The organism is Bacillus sp. ABA4_010 (assembly GCF_056159105.1).
The window spans coordinates 525034-538452 of the sequence record NZ_JBSWUN010000003.1 but is presented as its reverse complement, the minus strand read 5'-3'; the positions used below and the strand labels follow the sequence as shown (position 1 = coordinate 538452).

Sequence of the window (13419 nt, the reverse complement as noted above, 5' to 3'; positions counted from 1 at the left end):
CTTATTGACAGTACAAGCTTGTTCAAGGCATAATAGCAAAAAATATGTGTTGCGTTGATTGGGACTAGTATTTCGTTAACGATAATAAGAGATTGAAACCCATAGGCTGAAAGGTTTCATTATCCCCTTAACGTTTGAACCTACCCATGAGCTTTTAGGCAAACCTAAACGTTCCCCACGTTACGGGCATAAAGATGAGCATTTTGTATGAAATGCTAATAAAGGTGGTACCGCGGATTCCAAGACCTTCCGTCCTTTGCGACGCAAGGTCTTTTTTGCGTTTTCGTAAATAGATGATTGTACACGAACTCTTTTAATACACATTACAAATGATAAATGGAGGAATGACATGATGAATGAAATGAAAAGAATTTCCTTTATTGGGGCAGGCTCTATGGCCGAAGCGATGATTGCCGGCTTGTTGCAACATGAACATGTAAAAAAGCAACATATTACTGTTACTAACCGGACAAATGACGAGCGCCTTAATTATTTCCGTAACCACTATGGAATCAATACAACGCGAGATGGGCAGGAACTCATTGAACAAGCAGATGTTATCGTTTTGGCAATGAAGCCAAAAGATGTAGCAGAAGGGCTCAGCGCCATTAAACAATACGTTCATGAACAGCAATTAATTATTTCGTTATTAGCGGGCGTCTCTACAAAAAGTATCACTTGCCTGCTTGATCAAAATATCCCGGTCATTCGCGTAATGCCAAACACGTCCGCCACCATTGGTCTTTCAGCTACAGCCATCGCAAAAGGAGATTATGCTTCTGACCATCACCTTTCATTTGCTTCTCAATTGTTTGAAACAGTTGGAACCGTTTCGGTCGTCGAGGAACACCTTTTACACGCTGTTACAGGACTTTCAGGAAGTGGGCCAGCATATGTATATTATTTAGTGGAAACAATGGAAAAAGCGGCCGAACAAATCGGTCTTGAAGGCGAGGTTGCTAAAGACCTTATTCTTCAAACATTAATTGGAGCTGCTGAAATGTTGAAACACTCTCCAAAACAACCGGGCGTTTTACGTAAAGAAGTGATGAGTCCAGGAGGTACGACAGAAGCTGGCATCCAAAAGCTCGAAGCGTACCGTTTTCAAGAAGGCATGATTGAATGCATTAAACGAGCAGCAGAACGCTCAGAAGAGCTAGGGACAGCAATTGAAGAAAGTATTTTAACAAAACGGTTGTAAAAGTAGGAACGACTTCCATAATAATCAAGCTAATTATGTGAAAACGTCTTTCCCCCAATGATATAATACCAATGTTTAGAAATTATTTACACATGGGGGTTTCAATATGTCGTCATTGCTATTTTCACCATATTCTATTAAAAATGTTGTACTAAAAAATCGGATTGTTATGTCACCGATGTGCATGTACTCTTGTCAAAACGAAGATGGGAAAGTGGAGAACTGGCATTTTACCCATTATACGAGTCGGGCTGTTGGGCAAGTCGGATTAATTATGCTTGAAGCGACCGCTGTCACTCCACAAGGTAGGATTTCGGTCAATGATCTTGGCATTTGGAGTGATGACCATCTTCCAGGATTAACAAAGCTCGTATCAATGATTAAGGAGCAAGGGGCAGCTACAGCCATCCAACTCGCTCATGCCGGAAGAAAATCCACCGTCGATGGAGAGATTTTAGCACCTTCTCCTATTGCATTCGATGACAACATGAAGCAACCAAAAGAAATGACCAAAACCGATATTGAACAAACCATTCTTGCTTTCCAAGCCGGGGCAAAACGCGCCGCACAAGCTGGCTTTGACGTTATCGAGCTTCATGGCGCACACGGCTATTTGCTTAATGAATTTTTATCTCCGTTAAGCAATAAACGAACAGATGAATACGGAGGTTCAAAAGAAAATCGCTATCGTCTTCTACAAGAAGTGATTGCAGCGGTCAAGGAAGTTTGGGACGGTCCGTTATTTGTCCGCATTTCGGCTTATGACTATCACGAAGAAGGCTTGACAGCAGAGGACTACGTCACATTCGCTGAATGGCTGAAACGTGACGGTGTCGATTTAATTGATGTAAGCTCAGGTGCAGTCGTTCCTGCACGCATTCCTACATACCCAGGCTATCAAGTGAAGTTTTCCGAAACGGTAAAACATGGAGCTTCAATTGATACAGGGGCTGTAGGATTAATTACAAGCGGACTTCAGGCAGAAGAGATTTTGCAAAATGATCGCGCTGACCTCGTCTTTATTGGGCGTGAATTGCTGCGAGATCCTTACTGGGCACGAACAGCCGCTCGTGAACTGGGAGTGGAACTTGAAGCACCACTTCAATATAAGCGCGGCTGGTAACACACTGTCCAAGTAACAAATGGGGATGACTGAACGGCTGTTTCGCCTTTTCCGTCATCCCCACTTCTTTTTCATCCAATCACACTTGCTTCAACACATCAATCTGCTTAAAATCCTCTGCCACTTCCGTATTTTCAAAAATCTGCTTTGCATCATTTATGAGAAGATGGACATGTTCCGATTGGTAGCGCGCACTAATATGGGTCAACACAAGCTGTTGAACATTGGCTTCTTTGGCTACTTTTGCGGCTTGAGCAGCTGTAGCATGAAAATATTCATAAGCCAATGTGGCATCTTCCGCGGCAAAAGTAGATTCATGCACTAGTACATTCGCATCTTTCGCAAGCTGGACACTTTGTGGACAAAATCGCGTATCACCTAAAATAGCGACAATCCTCCCTTTTTGAGGAGAACCGATAAAATCTTGACCATTCACGACTCTTCCATCTTCCAGTTCAATGATTTCTCCTTTTTTTAGTTGCTGATACAATGGGCCTGGCGGAACATTGGCTTCTTTTAACTTATCTACAAGTAACGTCCCCGGCAAATCTTTTTCAACAATTCGATAACCATAGGAAGGTATGCCATGTTCTAACAGCTTTGCCTCCACAATGAAGGACCTATCTTCAAAAACAATGCCTTCTGTAATCTCGACAATTTCTAATGGATACTTGACGTGTGTTTGGCTCACAGCCAATGAAGTTTCAATAAACGCTCGAATGCCCTTTGGCCCATATACGGTTAATGTAGATTCGCCGCCTTGAAAAGAGCGACTTCCAAGCAAGCCTGGCAATCCAAAAATATGATCTCCGTGCAGATGGGTAATAAAGATTTTTTCAATTTTTCTTGGTTTAATAGACGTATGTAAAATTTGATGTTGGGTCGCTTCTCCACAATCAAACAGCCAAGTCGTTCCTCGTTCTTGAAGAAGCTGCAAAGCAATGGCTGATACGTTTCGATGTTTAGCTGGAACACCTGCGCCCGTTCCTAAAAATAGCAGTTCCAATGGATTAATCCGCCGCCAAAAAAAACCAAAAAATCAATCTACTTTCAGTTTGATTTTTAGCGTGTTGCTCATTTTGGCAAAACGGCTCCCCTCCTTATTCATGTTAAATTTTTTGGCAAGCTCTTCTCTGCAACACAGAAAGACGCTCCTCCCGTTTGGCACTCTCACAGTTTACTAATGTTCATTTTTTCTATTATACAAAATTTTCGTATGAAGGCGAATGGGCTATAACAAAATGGACTGTGCAAAAAGAGGAAAGCCACTTCTTTTCACACAGTCCTGTTGTGTCATCTTTGAATAATCCCTAACCGCCTATTCATTGGATTGATTTAATGAAGCCATCGCCTCAATAAATGTTTTAATGAGAAATTGTAAATCTTCTTCGGTAATGTTTAATGGCGGCGAGAGCGTTAATACATTATTATATCCGGCAACCGTTGCCCCATTTTTCCCGATAATCAAGCCATTTTGTTTACAAAGAGCGATGACTTTGTTCACCCTGTCCTGACTTAGCGGTTCTTTCGTTTCTTTATTTGCAACAAGCTCGACTCCGATAAGCAGTCCCTTCCCTCTCACATCTCCTACATATTGGTGGTTGGAAAGAGCGGCTTTTAATTCATCAAGCAAGTAAGTGCCAAGGTGCTTAGAACGCTGAAATAAATTCTCTCGCTCCATAATCTCCAAATTTTTTAAGGCAACAGCACATGCTGCCGGATTTCCCCCAAACGTATTAACATGCCGCAAATAATCGTATTCTTCCGTCCCTTTAAATGCTTCATAAATCTCCCGTTTGACCGCTGTCGCTGACAATGGTAGATAAGCACTTGTAATTCCTTTGGCCATTGTCACAATATCTGGCTTTATCCCATAGTTCATATGACCAAACGCCTCTCCCGTACGTCCAAATCCGCAAATGACTTCATCGACAATTAAAAGGGTTCCGTGTTTTTCGCATGTTTCCTTCACCCCTTGGAGATAGCCTTCCGGCGGCATTAAAATTCCACCACCTGTAATGATCGGTTCCATAATTACACCTGCAATGGTATGACTCAACTCCCATGTCATTGTCTGGTCAATAGCTTGAACAGACGGAAGGTCCGTTGGGGCACACTCTTTCGGTTCTGGTGAACGATAAGAATCGGGCGGCGCTACATGAATGAACCCAGGAGCGAGCGGTTCATACTTATATTTACGCTGTGCCTGCCCCGTCGCTGCCAATGAACCCATTGAATTTCCATGATAAGCCCGGTAGCGTGAAATAAACTTAAAACGATGATGTTCACCTCTTTGCTGATGGTATTGACGGGCGATTTTAAACGCAATTTCATTTGCCTCTGAACCGCTGTTCGAAAAGAAGATGACGTAATCTCCCCCAAGCAGCTCATTTAACTTTTCCGCCAGCTGAATCCCCGGCACATGACTTTGAGTCATTGGAAAATAGGCTACTTGCTTTAATTGCTCATACGCCGCTTCCGCGAGTTCCTGCCGTCCATACCCCGTATTCACACACCAAAGCCCTGCCATTCCGTCTAAAAAGCGATTCCCTTCATGATCCGTCACCCATGACCCTTCCGCCTTTGTGATAACCATCGTACCTTGAGGGTTGTAAGGTTTCATTGAATGCCACACATACTTTTCATCCTTTGACAGTAGGTCTTGATTCTGTCCTAATTGAACCATCTTTTCTCCTCCTTCCTATTCTTAAAAATCGAATCGAGATGTAATCATCTTTTTACGTGTGTAAAAGTTGACGCCATCTTTTCCATTCACGTGCAAATCACCATAAAACGAATCTTTCCATCCCGAAAACGGAAAGAACGCCATCGTCGCTGGAACACCTACATTAATCCCAAGCATTCCTGCATCCGCCTCCTCCCGGAATTGACGAATAGCTGCTGCATCTTTCGTATAAATAGTCGCTCCGTTTCCGAAACGAGATTTCCGTATATAATCAAGTCCCTCGTCAATATGTTCCGCACGCAGCAAACTTAAAACAGGAGCAAAAATTTCTTCTTTAGCAATCGTCATATCCGGAGACACCCGATCAAAAATCGTCGCACCTAAAAAACTGCCTTGGGGAAGCTCACTCATTTCTTTTCTTCCGTCTCGCACAAGCTCAGCACCTTCTTGAATTCCTTTTTCGATGTACTGAAGCACTTTAGCTCGATGCTGATCCCGAATAACTGGTGTTAACAACACTTCATCGTCCATTCCGTTCCCAATCACCAATTCATTTGCCCTTTGCTTCAATATGCTCACAAACTCATCACTACGCTTTTCGTCTCCGACTAAAACGACGGCGCTACATGCCATACAGCGCTGTCCTGCGCTACCATAAGCGGAGCTAATAATATGTTGAACCGCTTTTTCCATATCGCAATCCGGCATGACAAGATGATGATTTTTCGCTCCTGAAAGTGCCTGAACCCGCTTTCCTTCTGCAGCGGCACGCTCATATACATATTTCGCCACCGGTTGTGAACCGACAAATGAAATTGCTTTAATATCATCATGTTCAAGAAGGCCATTTACAACGTCATGCGCACCATGGACAACATTGACCACACCCGCCGGACCGCCTGCTTGTGCAAACAACTCAACAAGTCTATTCGCCAAAATAGGCGTCCGCTCTGACGGCTTTAATACAAAAGTATTACCGCACGCAATGGCTAACGGGAACATCCATAACGGAACCATCATTGGAAAGTTAAATGGTGTAATGCCGCCCACGACTCCGAGCGGATAGCGATACATTTCCGAGTCAATTTCTTCTGCAATATTACCAAGTGTTTCGCCCATTAACAAAGAAGGTGCACCAGTGGCAAACTCTACACATTCGATTCCCCGCTGCACTTCTCCATACGCTTCTTTATAGGCTTTTCCATTTTCTTGGACGATCAGCTTCGCCAGTTCTTCGTGATGCTCCATCAGCAAGGAGTGATATTTAAATAGAATACGGGCTCGTTTAGGCACAGGAACGTTTTTCCACGTTTTAAATGCTTGGGCGGCTGCCCCAACCGCTAAATCTACATCTTCTTTCGTGGAAACAGGCACACGCGTCAATACCTCTCCTGTTGCCGGATTTAACACATCGAGCGTTTCACTGCTTTTAGCTGTTACCCATTGACCATTAATATAATTGCGAAGATTTTCAGTTTCTTTTTTTACAATTGACATGGCCATTCCTCCTTGAATGATGAACATCGGATTTTTTTTATTATGGAACATTTTCCGTTCTAATTCATTAGACATAATGTGAAATCATGACAATTAAACATTTCACATTGTGAGTAATGAACATGCTCTCAACTCTAGTAAAATATAAAGAAAGGCACATATGAGCGACACAACTTCAAACGCTATGTTCCACATAAAAAAAAGGAATCCGCTATTGGACTCCCGCTCTTTCATGTCAATTTCGTTTTAAGAAGAAATTTGCTTCGTATTGGCAAATAAATAGTCATAGACCATAATCATAAATTCAATCGCCATTCTTTTTCTCGGTTCCATAAAATCTTGCCCTAAAAGATTTTCAAGTTTTTCAATCCGGTGATACAGTGTTTGCCTTACAATAAACAACCGCTTAGCCGTTTCTTGCTTTGAACCGTTGCACTCTAAATATGTCTTTAACGTTTCCATTAATTTTCCGTTACATTGCTCGTCATAAGTTAAAACAGGCTCCAAATACTCCATCATAACGTCCTTTAACTCTTTTGGCTGTGTAATGAGGGACAAGACACGGTACATATGCAGTTCATCATAAAAGTGAAGGGCAGAGCCGGACTCCAGCTTTTCCTGAATTTTAATCGTTTCTAAAGCCGTTTCGTAGCTTTTATGTATGTCCAAAACATTATGTACGAACTGTCCAATCCCGATTAACTGAACGAATGGACTTTGCCTTGTAATATAGTCGGTATTCAAAAACCTCATAAACCCTTCCTTCAACCGTTGCTTCCAATTATCTACAGGTCGCTTGTTCATTAAAATTAATATGAAGTCATTGCGCCGTTCCGCAATAAACACATCAAAGCCATGCTGCTCAAAAAGTGTTTTTAAAAACATCCTTAAATAAGTAAAATCAGCAGAATGTTTTTTCGGACTAGGCCTACACACACATACAACGGTACCGTTCATACGGCTGTCCACCTCAGTTTCTTCCAAATGCTGAAGTAACTCTCTTTCTCCAAGTTCGCCCGTCAGCCACTGAATCATCCATTCAGCTTCATCTACACGTTTTTTTTCAGCTACATATAAATCTCTTAAAAAGTGTTGAGCAAGAGCTGTCGCTGTTCGATCAAGAGCCAGAAGATCAAATTCTGTCAACGTTCCATCAACAGAAACAGCAAAAAGTTCTGCATAATTTCGATTCAATATTTGAATATCGTGTTTCGCAGCGGATTTTTCCGTTATTTTATCAGACATAGAAGCGAACAAGTCTCTTCTCTTTTTCATATTGGCTTCAGGTACAAAGACAATCTCGTTTTCGTTTAATTTCACAATGAGCTGTAAGTCTGTATATTGGTGAAAAAAATGAAGAATTGGTTCGTAGTGATCAATCGTTAAGAGCATTTTATGAAGCTTTTGTGAGTAGCTTTCCAAGTCGGAAATCATTTGATAATGCTGATTGATGAGTAGAGAATGAATGTCTTGCGTAATCTCAATGAAGGGGACTTCTTGATGAAAGAGAATGATAGGAAATTGATACTGATTGGCGATAGCGATGACTTTTGAAGGAATTTCTGAGGTATATGCACCTATCTCGATACATAGTCCGGATGCGTTGCACTCGATGAGCTGTTCTAAAAATAAAACAAACATGTCATCATCTTTCTCCCACCCGACTCCTGTGGACAAAATTAGTTCATTGCCTTTTAATAACCGTTTTATTTGGGTGACTTCTACTACATGTACCCATTTGACGGGACGGTAGAGCCCCTTCGCTCCTGCCACTACCTCGCTTGTGACAAAATGCTTTCGCTTTAAAACCTCTTGAATCGTAAGGTATGACTTCAAATTGACACCATCCCTTCCATTATGACTTTTACCTAATCATATAACATTCGGACGAGATTAAAAAGAATTTTCTGTATTTTATTGTTTATATTTCCAAATAAACACTTCTTAAGGCCATTAATTAACAGATGTTTCTCTAGAAAAACTTCTTCTTTTTTTCGCTCCTTCGACGATACGATCCATTTCTTTTTTATAAAACATTAAGTCTGTCACTGTAGTAGCATGGAGTATTTCTAATTTTAATTTATCAAGCAAAATACACTCTTCCTTCGTCAACCATTCGCGTACGTTCATTTCCATACACCCTTCCACACATGTTATTACTTATAAGATACGAACGCTCGATGTATTTTGAGGGGGGGGCTTTTGTACCAAATAGCAAAAAACCAAAAAAAAAAAATGTTTCAAAGGTCGTCAAACCTTTGAAACAGTAAAAAGGAATGTTAGCTTTTTTATGAGTGCTGCTGTTGAATTAGCAGCGAGGAAAAATATTTGCGAGCATCAGCTGTTAAAATATGAAGAGTTGTTTGTTCATTCCCTTCTTTAGACTGAAGCGATACAAAAGCACCACTTAAATTTTCTGTCACGCTTTTAATGACATATCCTTTTTGAATGTAAAAATCGATTTTCTCTCTCTCTGCTATATATTCCGCATAACTTGACATAACCACCCCTCCTTATTGGCTAAAAGATGTGTTCTTGGTTGGAACTGAAACATCCGATTCAGTTTCAATGATCCAATCCCGTCCTGCCGTAATCCCTAAATATTTTTCATCACTTGGGTCTTCTAGTTCCGCTTGAGAATATTTCGCAAACCACCAATACTTCGCTAATACATAATAGCAGGCACATCCTGAAACGAAACCGACAATAAATGAATAGTTGGCCAGCATGTAAGAAGCGACTCCCCCGATAATCCATGCAATAAAGCCAGCTGCATTGAACCCTTTATAATAGCTGTACTGCCCTTCTTCTTCGTACAAATCTACGACATTAACACGGCGCTTCCTAATTAAATAATAATCCGCAAATAAAATTCCGACGATAGATGATAAAATGCCTCCGATAATAAGAAGCGCAGGGATAATAATCGCAAACAAATTCCATGGCTGAACGATACAGCCGATAAACCCAGCGATAAACACCCCAACCCAAAACGGAACTTTCGGACCTCCTACATTTGAAAAGATTGTGGCAGCAGGAATTAAGTTTGCAGATGTATTGGTAGACCATTGGGCGAGAATAATCATAAGCAGCAAAACCCCAAGTACAATACCTGTTGCCGCTTCTTGCAACGCCACGACTGGATCATAGTTTTGTACCGCAATATAAGAGACTCCACCAATGATGACCATAAACGTTTGGGTAATCGGCAAGGCTACAACGTTGCCAACAAAAGCAGATTTGTTGCGTTTAAACCAATTCGTTTCACGCTGAGGCGCTTTAATATAACGGGAAAGAGAAGGCATATCTGCCGCCAATGTAGCCCAAAATCCCATATTACTCATAATAACGACGACAAAAGCCGTCACCGCTGCTCCTCCCGTCACAGGACTTTCAATCCACGCCCACACCTCTCTACCTTGAGAAAGAGCTTGATCGGACAACGTAGTATACATCCATGCTGAAATAATAATAATGATAGGGGCTGCCAAATCAGCGAAACGTTCAATCGCTTTAATCCCAAGCGCTGTATTGACAAGCTGTAAAAGAGCAAAAATGAGAAAGCAAACAAACCAGTTATCATATCCAAATAACACGTTTAATATTCCATTCATCGCTGTCGAGCCAAAGTACGTATTAATCCCAAACCAACAAGATGCAGCAAGTCCACGTACGACCGATGGGATATGAGTTCCAATGGTCCCAAACGGGGCTCGCATATAAACCGGAAAAGAAAGTCCATGCTCAATGCCAATATCACCGATGAGCGTCATAAAAATACCGATAGCAACCGACCCGATGACAGTAGCGAGTACAACCCAACCCAGCGACAAACTTTGCACACCAGCTCCCCCGATAGCAAAAGCCGCTAAAACAACCGCCATCCCTACCCATATCAGGGCAAATCCGAGTGTTCCAATTTTTTTATCACGATGTGAAATTGGCAGTAAATCGGGTGATTTTAAATACGTTGATTTTTTATTCATTTTTAGCACCCCTTCATGTAAATAATTTATTCTAAAGCAAAAGCAACACGGCTCTCCTGCATAAAAGAAGGACATATAGCTCATAAAATGCCTTTCTTTTATTTTCTCTTTTTGTGTATTTATCACATCAGGACAATTGCTTCGAATAAAATATGACTGCTAAAGGGGTGAGAATTCCGCCCGTTTAAATGGTAAGCTTTTCATTTTCACTAATATTAACTGAATGGCCATATTTCGCCCGCTTTAAGTAACGACCAGATCCAGCCTTGCCAACAAATTGTTTATCCCGAATAACAAATTGACCGCGAGATAACACAGATACTGGCTCCCCTATGATGCTCATCCCTTCAAAAGCATTATAATCGACCGCCATATGGTGAGTGCTCGCTGAAATCGTACGCTCCACATTTGGGTCAAACAATACTAAATCAGCATCTGCCCCAACGGCAATCGTGCCTTTTTTCGGATAGAGGCCAAATAGTTTCGCAATTCTTGTAGATGTTATGTCCACAAACTGATTAAGCGTAATTCTCCCTTTTTTGACCCCTTCTGAAAATAAGATAGCGGTTCGATCTTCAATAATTGGACCTCCGTTAGGAATTTTCGTAAAATCATCTTTCCCTAAGTCTTTTTGTCCATTGAAATCAAAAGAGCATTGATCCGAGCCAAGCGTCTGCAATTGTCCGTTTTTCAAGGCTTTCCAAAGCACATCTTGGTTCCATTTTTCACGAAGCGGTGGAGACCAAACGTATTTCGCCCCTTCGAAATTCGGCTTCTCCAAATAGCTTTGATCAAGAACTAAATATTGTGGGCACGTTTCGCCCCAAATATCAATTCCTTTATTTCTTGCTTCTGCGATACGCTCTACGGCTTCCGCACATGATACGTGTACAACATATAGTTGAGAATCAGCCAATCCTGTCAGCTGCGCTGCTCGGCCGGTAGCTTCCCCTTCTACTTCAGGAGGGCGTGTTAAAGCATGATAAATTGGAGCGGTTTTTCCTTCTTCGAGCGCTTTTTTCGTTAAGTAGTCGATGACATCTCCATTCTCTGCATGTACCATAACTAAAGCTCCTAAGTCTTTAGCAGCGACTAGTGTCCGAAATAAAGTTTGATCATCTGCTTGGAACACATTTTTATAAGCCATGAACACTTTAAAAGATGTAATCCCCTCTTCATCCATCACTTTTGGCAACTGTTGTAAAACATGGTCATTAATTTCTCCAATCATTAAATGAAATCCGTAATCGATAACGGCTTTCTCTTTCGACTTTCGATGCCACACATCAATGGCATTTTGCAATGGCTCTCCTTTATTCGTTAAACAAAAATCGATGACTGTTGTCGTTCCCCCAAAAGCGGCCGCTATCGTTCCACTTTCAAAATCATCTTTTGTGACAGTCCCGCCAAAAGGCATTTCCAAATGAGTGTGGGGATCAATGCCGCCAGGGAATACATAACACCCCTTTGCATCAATAACCTCGCAATCTTTTTCATCTAAATTTGTACCAATCGCTGCAATCACTTCATTTTCAATTAAAAGGTCGGCTTGATACGTATCAGCAGCTGTCACAATAATTCCATTTTTAATGACTTTCTTCATGCACAATCTCCCCCTCTATTTAACGGTATCTACTTTACATCCGGCTGCGAGCCCAATAGCTGTTTGGCGTTCATTCCACGTCATCGGCGGTTGTTCGTTTGGTATTTCTACCATAGAAATCGCCCCGTCTACTGGACAAACAATGGAACAAAGATTACAGCCTACACAATCTTCTTCACGTACCTTCAAATAATTTTTCCCATTCGAATCTTTCAGCATATCAATACATTGATGAGAAGTATCTTCACAGGAAATATGGCATTTATTACAATTAATGCACGTATTTGGGTCAATACGAGCAACGACCTTATAGTTCAAATCAAGATTTCCCCAGTCCGAATATTTCGGTACGACTTGACCGACAAGATCTGATACACTCGCAAGCCCTCGTTCATCTAAATAATGGTTCAATCCATCGATCATATCCTCAACAATACGGAAACCATGATGCATCGCTGCCGTACAAACTTGAACACCAGATGCTCCCATCAACATGAATTCAACAGCATCCCGCCAGTCAGAGACACCACCCATCCCCGAAATCGGAACGTTGATTCTTGGATTGCGGGCACATTCGGCGACCATGTTCAATGCAATTGGTTTGACCGCTGGTCCGCAATAGCCGCCATGTGCTCCTTTTCCTGCTACATGTGGGATTGTATTCCATGAATCAATATCTACCCCCGCCAAGCTGTTAATGGTATTAATCATACTAACTGCATCCGCCCCGCCTTGAACAGCTGCTTCTGCTGTTACGGTAATGTCAGTAATATTTGGTGTTAATTTAACAATGACAGGTGTTTGAGCCACTTCTTTCGCCCAATAAGTTTGTTTCTCCACCAGCTCTGGCACCTGGCCAGAAGCAGCTCCCATTCCACGTTCTGCCATACCATGCGGACAGCCAAAGTTCAATTCAAGCCCATCCACTCCGACATCCTCCACTTTTTTGACAATCTCATGCCACTTTTCCTGTTGGGGCTCTACCATTAACGAAGCAATAATCGCATGGTTCGGAAAACGCTTTTTCGTTTCGTAAATTTCCTTTAAATTTACTTCAAGCGGCCGATCTGTAATTAATTCAATATTATTGAATCCTGCGACTCTTTGCCCATTAAAACTTACGGCGGCAAAGCGGGAAGATACGTTCAAAATTGGGTCGCCGAGTGTTTTCCACACAGCGCCTCCCCATCCTGCTTCGAACGCGCGCTGCACTTGATAGCCCGAATTGGTCGGCGGCGCAGATGCGAGCCAAAATGGGTTTGGTGATTGAATGCCAGCTAAATTAATACGTAAATCTGCCATCATAATTCCCCTCCCTTTTAT

At 41.8% G+C, this 13419-nt stretch carries 11 protein-coding genes; 2 read left to right on the top strand and 9 right to left on the bottom strand.

From position 1 onward, the window contains the following. Positions 1-352 precede the first annotated feature (352 nt). Together proI and namA are read left to right on the top strand one after the other, a co-directional pair. Positions 353-1201, top strand: coding sequence for a pyrroline-5-carboxylate reductase ProI (gene proI, locus ACXAEO_RS03885; protein WP_474883955.1), 849 nt, complete (start codon positions 353-355; stop codon positions 1199-1201). 106 nt (positions 1202-1307) lie between these two features. Next, the gene (gene namA, locus ACXAEO_RS03880; RefSeq protein ID WP_474878192.1) at positions 1308-2324 is read left to right on the top strand and encodes an NADPH dehydrogenase NamA; all 1017 of its coding nucleotides are present in this window, start codon (positions 1308-1310) and stop codon (positions 2322-2324) included. Positions 2325-2403: 79 nt separating this feature from the next. Here namA and rnz read toward each other — a convergent pair whose 3' ends face one another. The 9 genes from rnz to preA form a co-directional block, all read right to left on the bottom strand. Beyond that, positions 2404-3330, bottom strand: coding sequence for a ribonuclease Z (gene rnz / locus ACXAEO_RS03875; protein WP_474878189.1), 927 nt, complete (start codon positions 3328-3330; stop codon positions 2404-2406). Between the two features lie 312 nt (positions 3331-3642). Continuing rightward, positions 3643-5010: an aminotransferase gene (locus ACXAEO_RS03870; RefSeq protein WP_474878187.1), complete on the bottom strand. Its 1368-nt coding sequence runs from the start codon at positions 5008-5010 to the stop codon at positions 3643-3645. Between the two features lie 21 nt (positions 5011-5031). Next, complete coding sequence (locus tag ACXAEO_RS03865; protein ID WP_474878185.1) at positions 5032-6507, bottom strand: CoA-acylating methylmalonate-semialdehyde dehydrogenase; 1476 nt, start codon at positions 6505-6507, stop codon at positions 5032-5034. Positions 6508-6753: 246 nt separating this feature from the next. Continuing rightward, the gene (locus ACXAEO_RS03860) at positions 6754-8343 is read right to left on the bottom strand and encodes a PucR family transcriptional regulator (RefSeq protein WP_474878183.1); all 1590 of its coding nucleotides are present in this window, start codon (positions 8341-8343) and stop codon (positions 6754-6756) included. A 117-nt stretch (positions 8344-8460) separates the two neighbouring features. Beyond that, a complete protein-coding gene (locus ACXAEO_RS03855; RefSeq protein ID WP_474878181.1) occupies positions 8461-8637 on the bottom strand; it encodes a hypothetical protein in 177 nt (58 codons plus the stop codon). Between the two features lie 158 nt (positions 8638-8795). Continuing rightward, on the bottom strand, positions 8796-9008 hold the full coding sequence (locus tag ACXAEO_RS03850) for a hypothetical protein (RefSeq protein ID WP_474878179.1): 213 nt from the start codon (positions 9006-9008) through the stop codon (positions 8796-8798). A gap of 12 nt (positions 9009-9020) precedes the next feature. Further along, complete coding sequence (locus ACXAEO_RS03845) at positions 9021-10493, bottom strand: NCS1 family transporter (RefSeq protein WP_474878177.1); 1473 nt, start codon at positions 10491-10493, stop codon at positions 9021-9023. Positions 10494-10677: 184 nt separating this feature from the next. Next, positions 10678-12096, bottom strand: a complete 1419-nt coding sequence (gene hydA / locus ACXAEO_RS03840) for a dihydropyrimidinase (RefSeq protein WP_474878174.1) — start codon at positions 12094-12096, stop codon at positions 10678-10680. A gap of 15 nt (positions 12097-12111) precedes the next feature. Beyond that, positions 12112-13398 (bottom strand): NAD-dependent dihydropyrimidine dehydrogenase subunit PreA, encoded by a 1287-nt coding sequence (gene preA / locus ACXAEO_RS03835; protein WP_474883953.1) that lies wholly within the window; start codon positions 13396-13398, stop codon positions 12112-12114. Positions 13399-13419 lie beyond the last annotated feature (21 nt).